20 protein-coding genes are annotated in these 19,891 nt (G+C 70.9%); 6 read left to right on the top strand and 14 right to left on the bottom strand.

Annotated elements, in window-relative coordinates; genetic code table 11:
- Positions 1 to 126 precede the first annotated feature (126 nt).
- The 4 genes from ABD944_RS23230 to ABD944_RS23215 form a co-directional block, all read right to left on the bottom strand.
- Complete coding sequence (locus ABD944_RS23230) at positions 127 to 276, bottom strand: hypothetical protein (RefSeq protein WP_345179719.1); 150 nt, start codon at positions 274 to 276, stop codon at positions 127 to 129.
- A gap of 130 nt (positions 277 to 406) precedes the next feature.
- Complete coding sequence (locus tag ABD944_RS23225; RefSeq protein ID WP_345179717.1) at positions 407 to 1,648, bottom strand: ABC transporter permease; 1,242 nt, start codon at positions 1,646 to 1,648, stop codon at positions 407 to 409.
- Positions 1,645 to 2,406: an ABC transporter ATP-binding protein gene (locus ABD944_RS23220; protein WP_345179716.1), complete on the bottom strand. Its 762-nt coding sequence runs from the start codon at positions 2,404 to 2,406 to the stop codon at positions 1,645 to 1,647. Before ABD944_RS23220 ends, ABD944_RS23225 begins: the two co-directional genes overlap by 4 nt.
- Positions 2,403 to 3,560, bottom strand: coding sequence for an efflux RND transporter periplasmic adaptor subunit (locus tag ABD944_RS23215; protein WP_345179714.1), 1,158 nt, complete (start codon positions 3,558 to 3,560; stop codon positions 2,403 to 2,405). Before ABD944_RS23215 ends, ABD944_RS23220 begins: the two co-directional genes overlap by 4 nt.
- Before the next feature lie 92 nt (positions 3,561 to 3,652).
- Between ABD944_RS23215 and ABD944_RS23210 the strand changes: the two genes are divergently transcribed.
- The 3 genes from ABD944_RS23210 (at position 3,653) to ABD944_RS23200 (ending at position 6,798) form a co-directional block, all read left to right on the top strand.
- A complete protein-coding gene (locus tag ABD944_RS23210) occupies positions 3,653 to 4,387 on the top strand; it encodes a DUF427 domain-containing protein (RefSeq protein ID WP_345179713.1) in 735 nt (244 codons plus the stop codon).
- A 226-nt stretch (positions 4,388 to 4,613) separates the two neighbouring features.
- Positions 4,614 to 5,705: a ferredoxin reductase gene (locus ABD944_RS23205; protein ID WP_345179711.1), complete on the top strand. Its 1,092-nt coding sequence runs from the start codon at positions 4,614 to 4,616 to the stop codon at positions 5,703 to 5,705.
- Between the two features lie 10 nt (positions 5,706 to 5,715).
- Positions 5,716 to 6,798 (top strand): fatty acid desaturase family protein, encoded by a 1,083-nt coding sequence (locus tag ABD944_RS23200; protein WP_345179710.1) that lies wholly within the window; start codon positions 5,716 to 5,718, stop codon positions 6,796 to 6,798.
- Positions 6,799 to 6,800: 2 nt separating this feature from the next.
- Here ABD944_RS23200 and ABD944_RS23195 read toward each other — a convergent pair whose 3' ends face one another.
- Positions 6,801 to 7,628 (bottom strand): GNAT family N-acetyltransferase, encoded by an 828-nt coding sequence (locus ABD944_RS23195; protein WP_345179707.1) that lies wholly within the window; start codon positions 7,626 to 7,628, stop codon positions 6,801 to 6,803.
- A 136-nt stretch (positions 7,629 to 7,764) separates the two neighbouring features.
- On the opposite strand from ABD944_RS23195, the gene ABD944_RS23190 reads away from it, so the two are divergent.
- Positions 7,765 to 9,162: an MFS transporter gene (locus ABD944_RS23190; protein WP_345179706.1), complete on the top strand. Its 1,398-nt coding sequence runs from the start codon at positions 7,765 to 7,767 to the stop codon at positions 9,160 to 9,162.
- On the opposite strand, the gene ABD944_RS23185 is transcribed toward ABD944_RS23190, so the two are convergent.
- Positions 9,159 to 9,836 carry a S1 family peptidase gene (locus ABD944_RS23185; RefSeq protein ID WP_345179704.1) on the bottom strand — a complete coding sequence of 226 codons (678 nt, stop codon included), beginning with the start codon at positions 9,834 to 9,836 and terminating at the stop codon, positions 9,159 to 9,161. The genes ABD944_RS23190 and ABD944_RS23185 overlap by 4 nt on opposite strands.
- Positions 9,837 to 10,072: 236 nt before the next feature.
- Between ABD944_RS23185 and ABD944_RS23180 the strand changes: the two genes are divergently transcribed.
- A complete protein-coding gene (locus tag ABD944_RS23180; protein WP_345179702.1) occupies positions 10,073 to 11,218 on the top strand; it encodes a hypothetical protein in 1,146 nt (381 codons plus the stop codon).
- A gap of 109 nt (positions 11,219 to 11,327) precedes the next feature.
- Here ABD944_RS23180 and ABD944_RS23175 read toward each other — a convergent pair whose 3' ends face one another.
- Positions 11,328 to 11,924 (bottom strand): hypothetical protein, encoded by a 597-nt coding sequence (locus tag ABD944_RS23175; RefSeq protein WP_345179701.1) that lies wholly within the window; start codon positions 11,922 to 11,924, stop codon positions 11,328 to 11,330.
- A 242-nt stretch (positions 11,925 to 12,166) separates the two neighbouring features.
- Complete coding sequence (locus ABD944_RS23170) at positions 12,167 to 12,337, bottom strand: hypothetical protein (RefSeq protein WP_345179699.1); 171 nt, start codon at positions 12,335 to 12,337, stop codon at positions 12,167 to 12,169.
- 63 nt (positions 12,338 to 12,400) lie between these two features.
- Here ABD944_RS23170 and ABD944_RS23165 point away from each other — a divergent pair, with 63 nt between their 5' ends.
- Positions 12,401 to 13,372, top strand: a complete 972-nt coding sequence (locus ABD944_RS23165) for a hypothetical protein (protein ID WP_345179698.1) — start codon at positions 12,401 to 12,403, stop codon at positions 13,370 to 13,372.
- Positions 13,373 to 13,505: 133 nt separating this feature from the next.
- Here the strand turns inward: ABD944_RS23165 and ABD944_RS23160 are convergent, their stop codons facing one another.
- The 6 genes from ABD944_RS23160 to ABD944_RS23135 form a co-directional block, all read right to left on the bottom strand.
- On the bottom strand, positions 13,506 to 14,342 hold the full coding sequence (locus ABD944_RS23160) for a PSP1 domain-containing protein (protein WP_345179795.1): 837 nt from the start codon (positions 14,340 to 14,342) through the stop codon (positions 13,506 to 13,508).
- A 49-nt stretch (positions 14,343 to 14,391) separates the two neighbouring features.
- Positions 14,392 to 15,375: a TolB-like translocation protein gene (locus ABD944_RS23155; protein ID WP_345179696.1), complete on the bottom strand. Its 984-nt coding sequence runs from the start codon at positions 15,373 to 15,375 to the stop codon at positions 14,392 to 14,394.
- A gap of 103 nt (positions 15,376 to 15,478) precedes the next feature.
- A complete protein-coding gene (locus ABD944_RS23150; RefSeq protein WP_345179695.1) occupies positions 15,479 to 16,330 on the bottom strand; it encodes a fructosamine kinase family protein in 852 nt (283 codons plus the stop codon).
- Positions 16,320 to 16,799, bottom strand: coding sequence for a low molecular weight protein-tyrosine-phosphatase (locus ABD944_RS23145; protein ID WP_345179693.1), 480 nt, complete (start codon positions 16,797 to 16,799; stop codon positions 16,320 to 16,322). Before ABD944_RS23145 ends, ABD944_RS23150 begins: the two co-directional genes overlap by 11 nt.
- Positions 16,800 to 16,899: 100 nt before the next feature.
- Complete coding sequence (locus tag ABD944_RS23140) at positions 16,900 to 18,615, bottom strand: S8 family peptidase (protein ID WP_345179690.1); 1,716 nt, start codon at positions 18,613 to 18,615, stop codon at positions 16,900 to 16,902.
- A gap of 134 nt (positions 18,616 to 18,749) precedes the next feature.
- Entirely contained in the window at positions 18,750 to 19,889 is a 1,140-nt protein-coding gene (locus tag ABD944_RS23135; RefSeq protein ID WP_345179689.1) for a DNA polymerase III subunit delta', read from the bottom strand.
- Between the last annotated feature and the right edge of the window lie 2 nt (positions 19,890 to 19,891).

The following is a 19,891-nucleotide window of genomic DNA, read 5'->3' as shown; positions in this document are numbered from 1 at the left end:
AGGGGGGCGACCAACTCCGTCAGTTGCGATGGCTGCGTGAGTAGGGCGGTGGCGAGATCGTTGTCGAAGGGCGAGCTCGCCAGCAGTTCGGCGTCCCCTGTCGAGTTCTCGGGCATGTCTTGGCTCTCACTCACAGCGCACCGTCACAACCTGCGTCAGCAGGGGGGCGACCAACTCCGTCAGTTGCGATGGCTGCGTGAGTAGGGCGGTGGCGAGATCGTTGTCGAAGGGCGAGCTCGCCAGCAGTTCGGCGTCCCCTGTCGAGTTCTCGGGCATGTCTTGGCTCTTACTCACAGCGCACCGGCGCGGCCAGCGTGGTTAGGGGGCGGCCGTCTTCGTCAGCGGTGGCGGTGGGGTGGGGCGTTGGGGCAACGGGTGGTGGGTTCAGGGGCATGAGGGTCCTTGGTTAGTCGTGGCGTAGGGCGTCTATGGGGCGGAGCTTGGCGGCGCGGTTGGCGGGATAGCTGCCGAAGAACAGGCCGATCGCCAGGGAGACGGCCAGGGCCAGGACGATCGACGACGGGACCAGGACGGGTTTGACGCCCGCGATGGTGAAGAGGCTGCCGAGGACGCCGGCGAGGACGCCGAGGAGGCCGCCGGTGAGGCTGAGGACGGTGGCCTCCGCGATGAACTGGCCCAGGATCGCGCCGCGCGGGGCGCCGATGGCCTTGCGGATGCCGATCTCGCGGGTCCGTTCGGTGACGGTGACCAGCATGATGTTGGTGATGCCGATGCCGCCGACGAGGAGGCTGATGGCGGCGACGGCGCCGAGCAGGACGGTGAAGGTCCGGCTCGACTCGCTGACCGCCGACTGGACGCTCGCCTGGCTGGAGACCGTGAAGTCGGCGCCGCCCGGGGAGGTCGCGTCGTGACGCTGGCCGATGATCTGGGTGACCTCGGCCTCGGCGGCGCCGACCGTGTCGCTGCCGGTGGCCTGGACGATGATCTGGTCGAGGGCGCCGTACCCGGTGAGGGTCTCCTGGACGGCCGGGAGCGGCGCGACGGCGATGCTGTCCGGGTCGGAGAAGGTCGACGAGGAGGAGCCCGTCGCCTTGAGGACGCCCGCGACGGTGAAGCGGATCCCGCCCACGTCGATCTTCTTGCCGATCGGGTTCACGCGTCCGAACAGGTCGGACGCCACCGTGCTGCCGAGCACGACGGTCTTGCGGGCGGCGGCGACGTCCTCGGCGGTGAACGCCGTGCCGGACACGAGGGTCTTGTTCGCGGCCGCGAAGTAGGACGGGGTCGTTCCGACGAACTGGCCGATGGTCGCGCTCGTGCCCGAGTACCCCGCGGTGACGGACTGGCTGGTCACGACGGGTGAGGCGGACCTGACCGACGGGGCCCCGCCGGCGGTGAGGGCTTCGGCGTCCTCCGCGGTGAGGTCGCGGGCCTGGGTGCGCGGGCCCGAGGCCTGGTCGGTCGTCCCGAAGCCGCCGCGGCCCGTGGTGGACGGCGTGACGGTGAGGGAGTCGGCGCCGAGGCGCTGGATGCTCTTCTTGATCTGCTCGGAGGAGCCGTTGCCGACCGCGACGAGCAGGATGACGGCGCCGACGCCGATCAGGATGCCGAGGGTGGTGAGGGAGCTGCGCAGCTTGTTGGCCGACAGGCCGCGGACGGCGAAGCGCAGGATCTCCAGGGCGCTCACCCTGCCTCCTTCGGTTCCGGGGGCGCGGGGCGCGCGGCTCGGATGCCGGGGGTCACCGGGCCCTCCCGGCGGACGTCCTCGACGATGCGGCCGTCCACGAGGCGGACGATCCGCTTGGCGTGCGCGGCGACGTCGTCCTCGTGAGTGATCACGACGATGGTGCGGCCGGTGCGGCCGAGCCGGTCGAAGACGCCGAGGATGTCGGCGGTGGAGGCGCTGTCGAGCGCGCCGGTCGGCTCGTCCGCGAGGAGCAGCGTCGGGGCGGTGACCAGGGCGCGGGCGACGGCGACGCGCTGTTGCTGGCCGCCCGACAGCTCGTTCGGCTCGTGCCGGGTGCGGTCGGCGAGGCCGACCTCGCGCAGGGCGGCGAGGGCGCGGCGCCGCCGGTCGGCGCCGCGGAGGCCGCCGTAGGCGAGGGGCAGTTCGACGTTGGCCTGCGCCGTCATCCGCGGGATCAGGTTGAACGACTGGAAGACGAACCCGATGCGGCGATTGCGCAGGGTCGCGAGGTCGCGCTCGCCGAGGCCGACGACGTCGATGCCGTCGAGGAGGCAGCGGCCGGCGCTCGGCACGTCCAGGCAGCCGATGATGTTCATCAGCGTCGACTTGCCCGAGCCCGACGCGCCCATGATCGCCACATAGTCGCCGCGTTCCACGGTCAGCGAGACGCCCCGCAGGGCGTGGACGGCCGTTTCGCCCGTCCCGTACACCTTGGTCACGTCGCGGAGGTCGAGCACGGGCGGGGTGCGGGCGGTCATCGGCGGCCTCCGCCGCCGGGCGCCCCGCCGCAGGGCGTGCCGCTTCCGGCGGCGCCGCCGAGCCCCGGTCCGCCGCCGCCCGGGAAGCCGCGCTGGACGGTGTTCCCGCCGCCGGACGCCGAGGTCACGGCGACCTCGTCGCCCTCCTTCAGGCCCGAGCTGATCTCGGTGCCCTGGTCGCCCCTGACGCCGGTCTCGACCGTGGTGGGGACCTGCCTGCCGTCGCGGACGACGGTGACCGTACTCTGCCCGCCGGCCGTCCTGACCGCGGCGCTCGGCACGTAGAGGACGTTCTCCGCCCGCGCCACGGTGATCTCCACCGTGGCGGTCTGGCCGAGCCGGACCCCGGACGGGACGTCGCCCAGCGCGATCACGGCCGGGAACTTCACGACGTTGTCGGTGGTCGTCGGCGCCGCGCCGATCGTGGTGATCTTGCCGGTGGCGGTCTTGCCGGTGAGCGCGTCGAACGTGACCGTGGCGGCCTGGCCGGTCTTGAGCTTCGTGGTGTCGGCCTCGGTGAACTCGCCTTCGACCTGGAGGTGCGCGGTGTCGGCGAGCTCGACGAAGCCCGAGCCCGACGACGAGGAGGAGGACGAGGTGGAGGACGAGGTCGGCGACGTCGAACCGCCGCCCGAACCCGAACCCGAGGAGGACGAACCGCTCGAACTGCCGCCCACCGTCCCGTTGACGGCGGTCACCGTTCCGGCGAACGGAGCTTTCAGGACGGTCCCCTGGTACGCCCGCAAGGCGGCGTTGTAGGAGTTCTTCGCCTGGACGTACCCGGCGTACCCCTTGTCGGACGAGGTGTCCCCATCGGCGGCGACCGCCAGGTTCGCCTTGGCTGCGTCGACGTTCTCGAGCGCCTCTGTCTGGTCGAGGCGGGCGAGGACGTCGCCCGTCCTCACCTTCTGCCCCGCCTTGACGTAGATCTTCGCGACCGTGCCGGAGGCGCCGAAGGACAGCGAACGGCTCTTGGCGCTCTCCACCGAGCCGGACGCCGACACCGACGAGACCACCGTCCCGCGCGTGACGCGGGTCAGGCGGGTGGACGCGGCGGCGCCGTCGCCTCCGTCGCCGAGGGCGAGGTACGCGGTTCCGGCCCCGGCGACGAGCAGTGCGCCCAGCGCGCCGTTGACCAGGAGTGTCCGATTCATGCGGATGAGGCTCTTGAGGGCTCATGTGGCGTTCGTGAGGCAAGGGTGAGAATTCGATGAAATAGGGCCCCGACCGGTGAGGTTGCCCAGGCATGGGCACATCGCGGAAGACCAGTCTCCGGATCGAGGAGAGCGGCAAGCGCGTCCGGGCTTACCTCGGCGGCCATCTGGTGGCCGACTCGACACGGCCTTCTCTCGTCTGGGAGATCCCCTACTACCCGACCTACTACTTTCCCGAGACGGACGTGCGGGCCGAACTCGTCGAGGACGGGCCGGGCACCCGTTCGCCGAGCAGGGGCGACGCGACCGCCTTCACCGTGAAGGTGGACGGCGCGCAGGCGCCCGGCGCCGCGCTCCGCTACACCGAGCTGCCCGGGTTCGTCCGTCTCGACTGGGACGCGATGGACGCCTGGTTCGAGGAGGACGAGGAGGTCTTCGTCCATCCCCGCGACCCGTATACGCGCGTGGACGTGCTGGCGGCGTCGCGGCATGTCCGGGTCGAGGTGGACGGGGTGACGGTCGCGGAGTCGTCCAGCCCGCGGCTGCTGTTCGAGACGGGGCTGCCTGTGCGCTACTACCTGCCGAAGCCGCATGTCCGCATGGACCTGCTCGAACACACCGGCACCGTGTCGCACTGCCCGTACAAGGGCACCGCGGAGTACTGGTCGGTGCGGGTGAACGGCACGCTGCACGAGGATCTGGCCTGGTCGTACCGGACGCCGCTGGAGGAGAGCCGCAAGGTCGCCGGGCTGGTCTGCTTCTACAACGAGAAGCTCGACATCTTCGTGGACGGAGTTCTCCAGGAGCGGCCGAAGACCAAGTTCTGAGCGCGGATCCCGCGTCGGCCCCGGACGGCCGGTCGCCGCCAGGCCATCGTGCCCGGCCGACAGTTTCTCCGCCGTCTTTTATCAGCAGGCATTACATCATCGGATGGAACATCATGCGATGGTGTGATGCCTGTCGCTTTGATGGCCGAGGCCTTGAATCCTCCGCGATTCCTACACGACCGTAGGTTACGCGAGCGTAAGTTAGCGCGCCCTCGGGGAGGAAACCTTGCCCATCGCACCGCGGACCATCGCGCCGCACCGCCCGCGCCGCCCCGGCCGTTCGACCACGGGACGGCGGATCGCGGCGGCAGCCCGGCTCCTCACGACCCCGCTCCTGCCGGAGGACTACCTCGGGCTGCTCGATCCGCTGTGGTCCGCGGACGAGCCGTGCGGGCGGATCGAGGCCGTCCGGCACGAGGCCCCGTCCGCCGCGACCCTGGTGATCAGGCCGGGCCGGGTGTGGAACGGCCACCGGCCCGGCCAGTGGGTCAAGATCGGCGTGGACGTCGGCGGCGTCCGGCACTGGCGGACGTTCTCGCTGTCGTCGCCGCCCCGCCGCGACGGCCGCATCACGATCACCGTCAAGGCCGCGCGCGACGGGTTCGTCTCGGCGCACCTGGTCAACGAGATCCGGCCCGGGACGGTCGTCCGCCTGTCGCGGCCCGAGGGGGGATTCACGCTGCCCTCGCCCGTCCCGCGCAAGCTGCTGTTCGTGACGGCCGGCAGCGGGATCACGCCGGTCATGGCGATGCTGCGGCAGCTCGGCGGCGCGTCCGACGCCGTGCTCGTCCACTCGGACCGGACGGCTGGGGACGTCATCTTCGGCGACGAGCTTCGCCGGATGCCGGGGCTCCGGCTGCACGAGCGGCACACGACGCCCGACGGCCGGCTGAAACCGTCCGACATCCCCGGCGTCTGCCCCGACTGGGCGGAGCGCGAGGCGTGGGCGTGCGGGCCGGGCGGCATGCTCGACGACCTCGCCGCGCACTGGCGGGCCGCCGGAGTCGGGGAGAGGCTACGCGTCGAGCGCTTCCGCACCGTCCTGGACGCCGACGGGGGCGAGGGCGGGCGCGTCACGTTCACCAGGAGCGGCGTCACGGCCGACGCGGACGGGAGCACGCCCCTCCTGGCGGCGGGCGAGGACGCCGGCGCGCTGCTGCCGAGCGGGTGCCGGATGGGCATCTGCCGCGGCTGCGTCGGGCGGCTGGCGTCCGGCAAGGTCCGCGACCTGCGCACCGGCGAGGTGCACGGCGACGAGGGCGAGATCGTCCAGACCTGCGTCTCGGCGGCCGCCGGGCCCGTGGAGATCGAACTGTGAGAGGAGCGGCATGACCGACCATCTGACGGCCGAGGACTACGAGACCATCGCCGCCGAACTGGACGCGCTGCGCGAGGAGATCATGTCCGGTCTCGGCGAGCGCGACGCGTCCTACATCCGGCGGGTGATCCGCTGGCAGCGCGGACTGGAGATCGGGGGCCGGGCGCTGCTGCTCGCCTCCGCGCTGCCGCCCGCCTGGATCGCCGGGACCGCGACGCTGGCCGTCGCGAAGATCCTGGAGAACATGGAGATCGGGCACAACGTCATGCACGGCCAGTGGGACTGGATGCGCGACCCGAAGATCCATTCCACGACCTGGGAGTGGGACAACGTCTCGCCGGCCGAGCAGTGGAAGCACTCGCACAACTTCGTCCACCACACGTTCACGAACGTGCTCGGCAAGGACAACGACGTCGGCTACGGCATCCTGCGCGTCGCCCCCGAGCAGGCGTGGTCCCCGGCGCACCTCGCGCAGCCGCTCTACAACCTGCTGCTGGCGATGTTCTTCGAGTACGGGGTGGCCCTGCACGACCTGGAGATCGACAAGATCCGGGACGGGACGGCCGACGAGGCGGTGACGAAGGAGAAGCTGCGCGCGATCGGCCGCAAGGTCCGCCGCCAGTGGGGCAAGGACTACCTGGCGTTCCCGCTGCTCAGCGGCCCGCAGTTCCTGTCCACGCTGTCCGCGAACGCCACCGCGAACGTGGTCCGCAACGTCTGGGCCCACATGATCATCTTCTGCGGGCACTTCCCGGGCGACGTGGAGGTGTTCGAGGAGGAGCGGCTGGACGGCGAGACGAAGGGCGAGTGGTACGTCCGGCAGCTGTGCGGTTCGGCGAACATCACCGGCGGTGAGCTGTTCCACCTGATGACCGGCAACCTCAGCCACCAGATCGAGCACCACCTGTTTCCGGACATGCCGAGCAACCGGTACGGCGAAATCGCCCCGCGCGTCCGCGCGCTGTGCGACAAGTACGACATCCCGTACCACACGGGCACGCTGTCGCGGCAGGTCACGGGCACCTGGAAGAAGATCTTCCGGTACGCGCTGCCCGGCGGCAGGCCGCCCGCGGCGAAGGCCGAGGCCGTCTGAGGTCAGCCGAGGGCCTGCGCCACGGGAAGGTAGAGGCGGGGCAGGTCGTTCGCGATGGGCGCGCCGTACTCCATGACCGTCGTGGTGAACGCGGGTCGCAGGCCGTTCCGCCGCGCCCAGTCGACCACTTCCGGATGCCGGTGGTCGATGTCCAGGCGGACCGGCCCCGCCGGGACGATCTCTTCGACGAGGGCGAGGGCGGTCTCGGCGTCGTGCGCGGTGACGGGGCCGACGACGGCCCTGTCGTCGTTCCACCACACGCCCCCGAACCCCTTGAGACCGGACTCGCCCCGGACGACACGGAACGTCTCGCAGAACGACGGCAGCCCGTCGACCAGCCGTGAACGGTCCGCGCCGAAGACCTCGGTGTCGAGTGCATGGACGGCGGGCATGTCCGCCGCCTCCGCGGGGACGGAAACGCCCTCCTCGGACGGCCCCTTGCCCATGCCCGTGTACGTCGTGCAGAGCCCGACGGAGCGATACCCCAGACGCTCGTACAGCGGGCGCCCGTATTCGGTGGCCGTCAGGCAGAAGCTCTTCGTTTCGGTGTTGTCCATGGCGTGCCGCATGATGCGGGCGCCCAGACCACGCCGTTCGTAGCGTTTCGCCACCAGCACCATGCTGATGGCGGCGACGTCCACGCCGTATGGGGTCGACACCGTCACCGCGGCGAGACCGCCCTCCCCGTCGTCGATGCCGTAGACGTCGCCGACCGAGAACAGGAACCGCCACTTCCGGTCTTCACGTCCCCAGTCGCGGTCTTCGGCGAGCCGCTGGCAGGCGGCGAGGTCGTCGATCCCGAGCTTCCGCGCGGGCCTGTCCCAGTCCATGGGAGGGGACGCTAGATCGGCCGCCGCCGGCCGCACAACCGAATTACGCCGCGGCATTACCCCTCAGGTCATCGCCACCACGACCTCCCGGGCGAGATCGTCTGGGTGCGGATAACGATCGATCTGAGGAGAGACCATGTCGCACACGGCGACTCCAGTTGCGGGCCGGCGCCCGGGCGAGGCCGCGGCCTCGCCCACCGCGTCCATCGGCGCCCTGCTCGTCCTGCTCACCGGCATCTTCATCACCACGCTCGACTTCTTCATCGTGAACGTGGCGATCCCCGACATCCAGACCGATCTGGGCGCCGGCGCGACGGCGATCCAGTGGGTCGTCGCCGGGTTCGGGCTGGCGCTCGGCAGCGCGCTGATCACCGGCGGCCGCCTCGGCGACCTGGCCGGACGCCGCCGGATGTACGCGCTCGGCCTCGCGGTGTTCACGGCCGCCTCGCTCGCGTGCGGCCTCGCCCCGTCCTCCGGCACGCTGATCGCCGCCAGGGTGGTGCAGGGGCTCGCGGCCGCGCTGCTGATGCCGCAGGTTCTCGGGATCATCAACGGCGTGTTCACCGGGGAGGCGCGCGCCAAGGCGTTCACCGCCTACGGCCTCGCGATGGGCCTGGGCGGCGTGTTCGGGCAGCTCATCGGGGGCGTGCTGATCCAGGCGAACCTGTTCGGCACCGGATGGCGCAGCATCTTCCTGATCAACGTTCCGGTCGGGGTCGTCACGCTGGCGCTGATCCGCCGGACCGTCCCGTCCCAGCCGCGCACCACGGGAACCCGCCTGGACGTCACGGGAACCGTCCTGGTCACCCTCGGTCTCGTCGCGCTCGTCCTGCCCCTGATCGAGGGGCGCCGCCTGGGCTGGCCCACCTGGACGTGGGCGTCGCTCGCCGCGTCGGCCGTCCTGCTCGCCGCCTTCGTCCTCTCCCAGCGCCGGAGCAGCGCCCCGCTGGTCGCGCCCAGCCTCTTCCGCGAGCCCGCGTTCCGCGTCGGCAGCGGCCTGGCGCTCGTCTACACCCTGGCGATGGCGTCCTTCTTCCTCTACCTCGCCCTGTACCTCCAGCAGGGACGCGGTCTCAGCGCTCTGGAGTCGGGCCTGCTCTTCGTCGCCCTGGGCGCGGGCTACTTCGCCGCGTCCACCCGCGCCACGGCCATCGCCGCCCGGTTGGGACGGCAGGTCCTCGCCCTGGGCGCGGCGGTGCAGGCGGCGGGCTGCCTCCTGCTGCTCGCCGAGACCGGGCACGCCATCGGCTGGCTCATCCCGGGACTGGCCCTCGTGGGGGCGGGCATGGGGTTCGTCCTGGCGCCGCTGTCGGCACTGGTCCTGGCCGGCGTGACCGACCGGCACGCCGCCTCGGCCGCGGGCGTCCTGTCCACCGCGCAGCAGGTCGGCAACGCCCTCGGCGTCGCGCTCGTCGGGATCGTCTTCTACGGCGCGCTGGGCGAGGTCGCCGACGCCTTCCGGGCATCGCTCTTCCCGGTCATGGCCTTCTGCGGCGTCACCGCGGCCCTCGCCCAGCTCCTCCCCAAGCGCTAGTACACGCTGGCGCCGAAGGCGCTGAGCACCGGAGAGATCGGGCGGAAGTAGGACGACCCGCCGGAGACGCAGGTCCCGACTCCCCCGATCTCAAGCCCCACCGCGGTACCGCCCGAGAAATACGGAGCCCCGGGACTCTCCCCGGGCTCCGTGCATATGGTCGTCCTCACCAGCCCGGTGATCGTCCCGTTCGGGAGGTTCACGGTCACGTTGACGGCCGTCACACTGCCGCAGCGCAGGCCCGCGATGGGCCCGCTGCGGCAAACGCGTTGGCCGACGACCGGCGGTCCCGCCGTCGTGATGTCCTGGGAACCGGGGTAGAGGAAGACGCTGCCGGGCCGCTCCACGGAAGGCTCCACGTACCGGGCGAGCGCGACGGAGGCGCTCGTCACCGAGACGACCGTCCCGAGCTGCACGGTCATCGCCGGGTCGGCGTAGATCGGCATGCCGACCTGGGCGCAGCCGCCCGCGGTGAGGAAGGAGTACGAGCCGTTCTGCCGCACGTTGAACCCCAGGGCGCAGCGCACGCCTCCGGCGCCGTAGATCGCCCGCCCCCCTTCCGCGCCCGGCGCCGCGACGGGACGCACCTCCCCCGGCGAGGCGGACGCGCCGGGGCCTGTGGCGGTCAGGACGGCGGCGATGCCCGCGACCAGGATCGCGACGCGCAGTCTCACGGAATACCTCCTGCGGGGAAACGGCGGCTTGCCGGAATGGTGTGAAAAACGAGGGGCCCCGGCAAGGGGAGGAAGGTGCCAAGGTTGCCCGCGCCCGTATAGCAACATCACGCCGAGACCCGCGAACGCCCTGGTCGACGGTGAGTACGGAAGGGCGCGCGTTCTAGGTACGGGTGCTCATTCGGCCGGCTCTCCGCGCGCGGAGGATGGGTCGACCGTTTCGGGATGGAGGGCGTATGAGATTTCGTTTGCCGAAAACCGGCGTTGTGGCCCTGCTCGCCCTCGGGGGGTGCGGAGCCCCGGCCGTCCAGCCGACGCCCTGGAGAGCGGAAGCCGGGAGCGCGCCGTGGCGGGTGGAGGTCGAGGACGTGTCGCTGCGGGTCGATCCCCAGATCGTCGCGGCGGGGCCGAAGGACGTGTGGGCGTTCGGCGGGCGCGGCTCGGAGGACACGGTGTGGCGGCCGACGGCCCGGCACTGGGACGGCCGCGGCTGGAGCAAGGTCGGCCTTCCGGGCGGGCGGATCGGCGCGGTCAAGGCGGCGGGCGCGTCCGCGGCGTCCGATGTCTGGGCGGTCACCCTCGACGGGTCGAGCTCGACCGTCCTTCACTGGAACGGCGAGCGCTGGACGATCGACCGCCGCCTTCCGGGATTCACCGTTACGGCGCTTGAGGTGTTCTCCCCGCGGGACGTCCAGGTCTTCGGCACGGGCTCGCACGCCGCCGCGACGGGCTGGACCCGTTCGGCGGACGGATGGTCGGAGACGAGGCTGCCATTCCGGATCGCCCGCACGAGCGCCCGCTCCGCCCGTGACATCTGGGCGCTCACCTTCGAGAGCGAGCTGTACCACCAGGACGGCTCCGGCTGGAAGCCCGTCCCGCTGGACGGCGTCCTGCCCGCCGGAAAGAGGAAGGGCTTCGAGGACACGAGGTACCAGCTCAACACGATCACCGCCACGGCCGCCGGCATCTGGATCACCGCCGAGGGCGCCGGGGGCATCCCGTCCAGCGAGATGGACGGCACCCGCACCCAGCCGCTGGGCCCGGGCGACCTCCACCTGTCGTCCCTTCTCCTGCACGGTGACGCCGACGGACGCCGCTGGACGGCCGAAAGCACCCTGAAGAAGGCAGGACGGTTCAGTCCGTTCGGCGCCCCGATCATCGACCCGGACGGCGGCGTCTGGCTCATCGGTTCCACCGACGTCAACGCCACCGAGTCGACCCTCGCCCACCGAACCGCTACGGGCACGTGGACCAGCAACAGAATCCGAGCGTCCGGCTTCAGCCTTTTCGAGGCCCGCGCTGTCACCCGCATACCGGGCACCACTCGATTCCTCGCCGCGGGCATGAACGACGAAAAGGGCGCGCTTCTCTCCACCCCGTAGGAGCCGCGGCCTCAACGAGAACCGGCCCCCGTCCAAGGGACGAAGGCCGGCGACTCTCGATATGGGTGAAGAGGGTGGGCCCGCCGAGCCGGATCACGTCTTCATGTGATCAGCGGCCCGCGAGCTCCCTCACGTAGCTGTACAGTTCGAGCCCGCGAAGCCCCTGCCGATGAGCGGCGAGCACCTCGTCGGGGTCGACCTGCTTCTCTGGCGCCTCCACGTAGCAGAGCAGGTCGGCCCCGCGGAGACCCTTGTCGTACGCCTCCAGCAGCTTGGCGATGCCGAGGCGACTTTCGAGCGCCCGCAGAGTGATCTCCGGGTGGACGTCCCTGTCGTGCAGGACGATGAGCTGGTCGTGCGTCGCGCCCTCGTTCAGCAGATCGATGTAGCCGGCTCGGCCGATGCCCCAGGCATAGCCCGGGTCCGCAGCGACCTGCTTCTCGAACGCCTCCATGATCTGCGCGGGGGTGGCGTTCGCCTTCAGCCCCCTGACGAGCACCCGGGGCAGGATGCCGGCGGCCACGGCGGCTTGGACGTCCCCGTCCGAGGCGCCTGCCTCCAACGCTTCGACGTAGGCGGCCAGATCGATGCCCTTGGACTCGGCGGCGCGAAGCTCATCCCAGGTGGCGCCCTTCTGCTGCGCCCGCGCGAGGAGCTCTTCGCGACGTTCCCAGCCTCCCGAGAAACGCCTGTAGACGTCTTCCACTGGAAGCTCCTTTCAGAGAATCTGCTTTGTAGGTACGCCTCCCACCGTCCGCCGCTTCCGCGGCTCGGCAAACTCAACGTCCGGAGACCGCCGGAGAGAAGGTGGGGCGCTGGGCGATTCATTTGGCACGAACGGCCGTGAACGACCATACGAGCGGAACACCTCGGCGCCGGGGACGGACTGGTCGCTCTCATCCAGACCAAGCGCTCATGCCGTGCGGCCCCCCCGCCTGTCCCCCTCGATCAGGTGTCCTCGGGAGTGGGGTCGTAGTGGGCGTCGTGTTGCTGGCGCGGGGAGCAGACCGAGGCGGGCGGGCAGGAGCAGCGGCGCGAGCCCCCCTTCACCGTGACGCGGTCGCCGGGGACGCACCCGGCTCCCGCCCGTGCGTGTTCGCGGATCTGCCGGACGGTCATCGGCAGTACTCACACAAAGCAGACCGACGGCCCCAGGTCGTCATGAATTGTCGGGAGAGATCCATGACCACCATCAACACGCAGGCCCCCAACAGTGTCACCGAATGGCTCCGGATCAACGACGTCAAGGGCACGAGCGAAGAAGTGGTGGCGCGCAAGGCGCTTGGCCTGGCACGTCAGTTCTTCGGCCCCGACGTCGAGATCGAGGTCGTGGGCAACCACTGGTCCGAAAGCCTGGGCGGCACGGAGACGGTGTACGTCCGGGCGACCCTGCCCATGCCCTTACGGGTCGGCGGGCGAACCGGCACATCGTTCGAGCTCACGCTCAACGACCTCACGGGGAACAGCCTGCGGCAGCTGAAGCGCAAGGCGGCTCACCTGGCACGTCAGTGCTTCGGCCCTGACGCCTCGTTCCAGATCAACTTCAGGAACGGCCTGGAGAGCACTCCCGAGCATCTGGACACCACGGACCGCTACTGGACGACGTCCGTGTCCGTCCAGGCGATCGTGCCCATGTCCCAGCGGGTCAGCGGGCTGGCCGGCTCGCCGGTCGAGCTCAGGCTCAAGCTCAGCGACCTCACGGGGAACAGCATGCGGCAGGTGGAGCGCAAGGCGCTTCGACTGGCGCGTCAGTGCTTCGGCTCTGGCGCCGTGCTCCAGGTCGGTTTCGACCACCCCTGGGGGTGGGCCACCAGGGGTCTGGAGAACAACCCGCCCGAACGCCTGGGCACCACGGACCGCTTCTGGGCGGAATCCGTGTACGTCCGGGCGCTCGTGCCCGCGTCCCCACGGCCCGGCGAGCGAACCCGCACGCCGGGCCGGGTCAGGCTCACCGACATCACGGGGACCAGCCTGCGGCAGATGGAGCGCAAGGCGCTTCGACTGGCGCGCCGACAGCGCCCTCTCGCCGGCCCCGACGCCGAGTTCCGCGTGAACTGGGCCTCGATCACCACGGGCCTGGAGGGCCCCTCGCAGACGCCTCCGGGTGCCGAGCCGCGTTTCCTGGCAAGGCACGTGGAGGTCGAAGTGATCTGACCCCATGGACGCCGCGCATGCGGTGTCCTCAGCCACGGGTGGCCCTTCCGAACTTCGGGAGGGCCATCTGTTTTCGAGGCGGCGGGGCAGGCCGGGGCCGTCGGGGTTGGAACGGAGCCGCCCCCCGCAGTTCTTAGCTGCGCTCGCTGTCGTCCGAGGGGGTGTAGCGGGCTTCGTGTTGCTTGCGGGGGGAGCAGACGGAGGCTGAGGGGCAGGAGCAGCGACCGCCGCTGTTCAGGCGGACTGTGACCTTGTCGGACGGGACGTTGCGGCCCACGACCTGGCCTGGGCCGTTCGGGGTGTCCACGCGCGATCCCAGGGCCGGCATGCTGTCGTGCGCCTTGACGTACAACGGGTGCTCGTACTTGAGGCAGCACATCAGGCGGCCGCAGGCGCCGGCGATGCGGAGGGGGTTGACCGGGAGGTCCTGCTCCTTCGCCATGCGCACGGAGACGGGCTCGAAGTCCTTGAGGAAGGTGGCGCAGCACAGGTCGCGGCCGCAGGGGCCGATGCCGCCCTGGAGGCGGGCCTCGTCGCGGGGGCCGACCTGGCGGAGTTCGACGCGGGCCTTGATGCCGCGGGCCAGGTCGCGGACGAGGGCGCGGAAGTCGACGCGGTGCGGGGCGGTGAAGTAGATCTTGAAGATGTTGTCGGCGTCGAGGTAGTCGACGCCGATGACCTTCATCGGGAGGTCGTGCTTGCGGATGAGGCGCTTGGCGATGGAGCGGCCCTCGGCGCGGCGGCGGCGGTTGGCCTCGTCTCGGGCGAGGTGCTCGTCGGTGGCGGGGCCGGCGCACTCGGGAAGGCCGTCGATGTCCTCGGAGACCCACTGCGGGGCCCACACGCACTCGGCGACCTCCGGGCCGGAGTCGGTGGGGACGAGGACCTTGTCGCCGACCTTGGGGCTGTGCGGGCCCGGATCGAGGTAGAACAGGCGGCCGTAACGGGTGAAGCTGACGGCCATCATCATGCCCACGTTTCGCTCCGTTCGCCCGGTTTTATTCGACCCACTCTAGGTCTCACCAGGCGGCGTCGGCGAGATCCCCTGCCGGAACGGTCGGGACGCCCTGCGCGTACAGGTCGCCCGCGGTCACGATGACGTCGCGACCGTTGTGGGCAATGTCGAGGCCGGTGGGGGCGCCCTTCACCTTCAGGGTCCACAGGGTCTTGGCGGGGGTTCCCTGCACCGTGAAGGTCTGAAGAGTCACTTCGGAGCTCTTCGCTATGGCCGCGATAAGGGAGGTGCCGTCCCGGCTCATGACAGCGTTGAAACTGCCCTTGGGCAGGGGCATGACCGCCTTGCTCGACTTCAGGTCGCCCGCGGCACCGCTGGTGTCGATTGTGCGGACCTGGTGCTTCCCTGTGCCGACCGGGCTCCAGACAAAGGACAGTGTGGTGCCGGACCAGGAGAGGCTCCCGACGCGGGCACGCAGCCTGGTCGTCCACACCTTGTGGACACCGGTCTCCGGAGTGACGACGTCCACGCGGGCGCTCGCGCCCTTGTAGGTGACGTAGGCGAGCTGTGCGCCGTCCGGGGTCACGGCGAGGTCCGACCAGACCGTGGAGACACCAGGGACGATCGCGTTCGAGAGGGGCTTGAGGTCCTTGGGACGTCCGTCGTCCAAGCGGAGGCGCTGGAAGGTGACGTCGCGGGGGCCGGGTGTGGCGAGGATGTACGAGCCGTCCTTCAGCGCCGCGACGCGATGGAAGCGGCGGCCCTGCGGGGCGGCGACGGGCAGCCCCACGTTCGCGCCTGTACGCACGTTCCGGACGAGGAGGGAGGCGCCCTTCTGGGTGACGCCGACGATGAACTCCGGGCCGGTCTTCTCGGCCTTGGCGGCGGGCTTGGCCTCGTGCTCCTCGTCGGCGGCGCGCTGGTGGCGGTGCACCATGTCCACACCCCCTCCGATGAGCAGCGCGGCCGTGGCGGCCACGCCGAGAGGGACGAGACCCTTCCACGAGCCGAGACGGTTACCCGGGTCCTCGCGCCTGCCGTCGTCCATGGGGTTGCCTACCTAACCTTCCTGCCGGATCGCCCGTCGTTTCTACCGCATATGGATCGCGACAAAAACCCATGAACGCGGAGTTACCAAGTCGTGAGCCGCCTCAGCCGAGGCACGCGCGGGCCGCCTCTGCCATGGACGCCCGGTACGACCCGCCGAACAGCGCCACATGGACCAGCAGCGGGTGCAACTGGTGCAACGGGACGCGGGACCGCCATCCGTCCGCAAGGGGCGCGGCCTCATCGTAGGCGCCGAGCACGGTGTCGAGGTGCGGTGTCCCGAACAGCGCCATCATGGCGAGGTCGGTCTCGCGGTGCCCGCCGTGCGCGGCCGGGTCGATGAGCAGCGCCCGCTCGCCCGTCCACAGGACGTTCCCCGACCACAGGTCCCCGTGGATGCGGGAAGGCGGCTCCGGCGGTCCGGCGAGCGTCTCGATGTCCGCCATGACGCGCTCCACAAGACGGACGTCACCGGACGAGAGATGCCTTGCCCCGAGGCGCAGGAACGGTTCGAGGCGGCGTTCGGCGTACCAGGCGGGCCAGGAACGGTCGTCCGGTGTGTTGTCCAAGGGAAGGTCGGCGATGAAACCGTCCCAGGGCGCGCCGTAGGTGCCGGGACGGTTCCCGGTGTGCAGGGCCGCGAGTTCCCGTCCGAGACGTTCGGCCGCTTCGCGGGACGGTGGAGCCGAGCGCAGCCAGGGCAGGACGAGCATCCGGTCGTCCGCCGCCACGACCTCGGGGACGGGGGTCCCGGGGCCCGCCTCCCCCAGCCAGCGCAGCCCGGCCGCCTCTGCCGCGAACACGCCCGCCTGGTCATGCGCCGCCTTCACGAAGACCTCACGGCCGTCGGCGAGGGAAGCCCTGTGCAACGTCCAGGAATGGCTGGAGCCGAGGTCGTGGACGTCCTCGACCCCGGTTCCGAGCAGCCTCTCCAGCCGCACCCGATCAGTGGTCATCAAGCGCCGAGCGGATCTGCTTGAGCAGGCCGGGCATCGCCGCCTCCACCTGCTCCAGGACGAGGTCGAAGTCGGCGCGTCCGCCGTAGTAGGGGTCGGGGACGTCGAGATCGTCGCCCGCGTCCGGGTCGAACTCGCGCAGCCGCCGGATGCTGCCGCGCGCCTGCCAGGTCGGCGCCATCGAGCGCAGCTCCTTCTCGTGGCTCGCGTCCATCGCGATGATCATGTCGTAGCCGTTGAACCAGGCGGCGTCGAACTGCCGCGCGATGTGCGCCGACCGGTAGCCGGCGCGTTCCAGCGCCGCGACCGTCCGCTGGTCGGCCCCGTCGCCGACGTGCCAGCCGCCGGTGCCCGAACTGTCCACCTCGACGTCGAGGCCCTCCTTCTCGACGTGGTGGCGCAGAACCCACTCGGCCATCGGGGAGCGGCAGATGTTGCCCGTGCAGACGAAGGTGACTCGGTACGGCATGCCCCCATCATGCACGAGGGCACGGGACACGCCGGACGCGGAAAAGAACGCGACCCCCGGCCGGAGCCGGGGGTCGCGTCCTGGGGTGGTTCTGGAGGGGTCAGCGCGAGACGGCGTTCAGCGCGTCCACGATGCCGCTGCCGAAGAACCCGTTCTGGCCCTTCGAGCCTTCACAGGTCTGGGTGGAGGCGTGCTTCACCCACTGGCCGTTCACCTGGGTGTACCAGACGTACTCGACCGTCGCCGGGCTCGGGCATGCCTTGGGGGTCGCGGTGCCGCGCAGCACCCGCTCGACGAGACGCGGGTCCATGGTCAGGCCGCCGCTGCGGTCCCGGTGCCCGTACTTGCTGACGATGAGCGCCGCGACGCCGACCGCGTGCGGGGACGCCATCGAGGTGCCCTGGATCGACTGGTAGTAGGCGCACTTGTCGCCCTTGCAGCTGCGGATGATGTACGACACCTTCGGCGTGCCGTCGGCGTTCAGCTCGCCGCGCTCCTTCGCGAGCCGCTCGGGGTAGGCGGCCCAGATGCCGCCCTTGTCGTCCGGACGCTGGGCGGCGTTGTCGACCTTGTCGCCGCCGGGCGCCGCCACCGCGACGTAGCCGTTGCCGAAGCTGCTGTAGTACGACTTGCGGCCGCTCGGGCCGGTGGCCGAGACCGGGATGACGTTCTCGCCCTCGGACGGCATCGACACGCAGCTCGCCGGGACGGTGCGGTCGTGCGGCTCCTCGCCCGGCGTGGACGGGAAGTCGGGGCTGCTGTCGTCCGCGTTCGTCTTGGTGTAGTCGACGAGGTCGTTGCCCGCCGCGGAGATCAGCGTGACGCCGCGGTCGTGCGCGAAGTCCAGGGCGCGCTGCGCCGCCTTGATGATCGTCCGCTGCTCCAGCTGGTCCTCGGGGCTGTCGGCGGGGTTGTTGCCGCAGTTCCACAGCCACGGGTCGATGTAGTACGACATGTTGACGACGTCGATGCCGTGCTTGGCCGCGTAGGTCAGGCCGTCGACGGTCGGCTGGAGGAAGAAGTAGCCGGAGTCCTGCCCGACGCGCAGGTTCACGATCGACACGTTCGGCGCGACGCCGGCCATGCCGAGGCCGTTGCGGGGCGAGGCGATCGTGGACGCGACGTGCGTGCCGTGGTCGTTGTCGTCCCAGTCGTTGGGGTCGACGCACGACGTGAACTCGCAGGGCCCGTCGACCTCGTTGCCGTTGGCGTCGGCCGGGATGTCGCGGGTGAAGTTGCGGCTGAGCTTGCGGTTGAAGTTCGGCGCGATGTCCGGGTGGTCGCCGTCCACGCCGGTGTCGAGGACGCCGACCAGCACGCGCCGGTCACCCGGCTCCTTCTTGTAGGAGCCGTCCGCGGTGGCGTGCATCTGCTTCATGTCCCACTGCAGGTCGGCCAAGGGCTCGGTGTCCTTGGACGGCTTGCCCGCGGGGGCGGCCTGGTTCCTGGCGCCGTGGAGGGCCCCGGTCAGCTTCTCGACCTTCGGGGCCTTCTTCTTGGTCTTGGGAGCCTCACCGATGATCCGGTTGTGCGCGACGCCGTCCAGCGCCCGCTGGTTCATCACGGCGTGGATGAACTCGGGGTTCTGGGAGGTGACGGTCGCGACGCCCACGTCGCGGTTCTCGTGCACGACCTTGCCGCCGGCCGCGGAGACGGCCTGGTGGGCCTGCCCGAGGGACGCGCCCTCCTTGTAGAGGACGACGTACTCCGAGACCTCGCCCTTCGCCTGTGCCTGGCCCGGAGCTGCGGATGCTGGGAACGCGAGGGCCGTCACGGTGGTGACGGCGCACGCGGCGGAAATCAAGGCTCGCCGCAAGGCAGACCTCCTGGCTGTGGGGGTTAACCAACCGGATTTCGGTCGATCAGCCAGCGAACGTTACGGGGGCGCTCATTGAGAGTCGCGTACGGAAATGTAACGAATGGGGACAAGTTGTGTAAGCCCCGTCCGTATCACCCGTGACGCAACGCCAAGGTCAGCGCCTCGAACGCCAGCTGCGGATTGACGTTCGCCGCCAACCGCTCCCTGCAGTCCATGATCGCATCGAGGCGCCGGAGGGTGTCCTCCGGGCGTCCGTCCCCCGCGGCCGACCGCAGTTCGGGGCCGAGCTCGATGTTGACCAGCTCGCTTCCCGCCCCCAGCTGCAGCGTCAGCACGTCGCGGTAGTAGGACGCGAGGTCGAGCAGCGTGCGGTCCAGCGCGTCGCGCAGGATCCGCGTCGCCCGCGACTTCTGCCGGTCCTCCAGCTCCTTGAGGGCGCCCGCCGTCCCGCGCGGCATCCGCCCCTTCTCGCTCTCGCCGAGCGCCTTGCGCAGGGCGGAGGTCTCCGCGTCGTTCAGCTCGGCCGTCTGCGCGTCCCGCTCCGCCTTCGCCGCGCTCACCAGCGTCTCCGCCGCCGCGACCGCCGCGCTCACCCCGGTCAGCCGGCGCGGCACCGCCACCACCTGCTCGCGCACCCGCCGCATCCGCGGATCGGAGGCGAGCCGGCGCGCCCGGCTGATGTGCCCCTGCGCGGCCCGCGCCACCACCTCGGCGGTCTCGCGCTCGACGCCGTCGCGCTGGACGAGGAAGTCGGCGATCGCCGCGATCGGGGGCGTCTGCAGGGTCACCAGCCGGCAGCGCGACCTGATCGTGACGAGCAGGTCCTCCGGCGACGGCGTGCACAGCAGCCACACCGTCCGCGGCGGCGGCTCCTCGATCGCCTTCAGCAGCGCGTTCGCGGCGCCCTCGGTGGCCCGGTCGGCGTCCTCGAACAGCACGATCTGGCGGCCGCTCCCGCTCGGCGAGGACGCGGCCCGCAGCACCAGCGCGCGGGCGTCCCTGATGCCGAACGACAGGCCCTGCGGCCGGACGACCTCGACGTCGGCGTGCGTCCCCTGGAGCACCTGGTGGCAGGACGCGCAGTGCCCGCACCCGCGCGGCGTCTCCGTGCACTGCAGCGCGGCGGCGAACGCCCGCGCCGCGGCCACGCGTCCGGACCCGGGCGGCCCGGTGAACAGCCACGCGTGCGCGAGCCCGCCCGTACGCTCCGCCGCCGAAGACAGCTGCGCGATGACGGGCTCCTGCCCCACCAGGTCGTCCCACACGCTCATGG

The organism is Actinomadura verrucosospora, assembly GCF_039540335.1.
Taxonomy (GTDB): Bacteria; Actinomycetota; Actinomycetes; order Streptosporangiales; family Streptosporangiaceae; genus Spirillospora; species Spirillospora verrucosospora.
Note: the sequence above shows the minus strand (reverse complement) of the source record. Positions and strands in the feature narration are given on the sequence as shown.

Coding starts and splice junctions, on each gene's coding strand:
- ABD944_RS23230 (WP_345179719.1), bottom strand. CDS start 276: ATGCCCGAGAACTCGACAGGGGACGCCGAACTGCTGGCGAGCTCGCCC.
- ABD944_RS23220 (WP_345179716.1), bottom strand. CDS start 2,406: ATGACCGCCCGCACCCCGCCCGTGCTCGACCTCCGCGACGTGACCAAG.
- ABD944_RS23215 (WP_345179714.1), bottom strand. CDS start 3,560: ATGAATCGGACACTCCTGGTCAACGGCGCGCTGGGCGCACTGCTCGTC.
- ABD944_RS23210 (WP_345179713.1), top strand. CDS start 3,653: ATGGGCACATCGCGGAAGACCAGTCTCCGGATCGAGGAGAGCGGCAAG.
- ABD944_RS23200 (WP_345179710.1), top strand. CDS start 5,716: ATGACCGACCATCTGACGGCCGAGGACTACGAGACCATCGCCGCCGAA.
- ABD944_RS23195 (WP_345179707.1), bottom strand. CDS start 7,628: ATGGACTGGGACAGGCCCGCGCGGAAGCTCGGGATCGACGACCTCGCC.
- ABD944_RS23190 (WP_345179706.1), top strand. CDS start 7,765: ATGTCGCACACGGCGACTCCAGTTGCGGGCCGGCGCCCGGGCGAGGCC.
- ABD944_RS23180 (WP_345179702.1), top strand. CDS start 10,073: ATGAGATTTCGTTTGCCGAAAACCGGCGTTGTGGCCCTGCTCGCCCTC.
- ABD944_RS23170 (WP_345179699.1), bottom strand. CDS start 12,337: ATGACCGTCCGGCAGATCCGCGAACACGCACGGGCGGGAGCCGGGTGC.
- ABD944_RS23165 (WP_345179698.1), top strand. CDS start 12,401: ATGACCACCATCAACACGCAGGCCCCCAACAGTGTCACCGAATGGCTC.
- ABD944_RS23160 (WP_345179795.1), bottom strand. CDS start 14,342: ATGATGATGGCCGTCAGCTTCACCCGTTACGGCCGCCTGTTCTACCTC.
- ABD944_RS23155 (WP_345179696.1), bottom strand. CDS start 15,375: ATGGACGACGGCAGGCGCGAGGACCCGGGTAACCGTCTCGGCTCGTGG.
- ABD944_RS23150 (WP_345179695.1), bottom strand. CDS start 16,330: ATGACCACTGATCGGGTGCGGCTGGAGAGGCTGCTCGGAACCGGGGTC.
- ABD944_RS23145 (WP_345179693.1), bottom strand. CDS start 16,799: ATGCCGTACCGAGTCACCTTCGTCTGCACGGGCAACATCTGCCGCTCC.
- ABD944_RS23135 (WP_345179689.1), bottom strand. CDS start 19,889: ATGAGCGTGTGGGACGACCTGGTGGGGCAGGAGCCCGTCATCGCGCAG.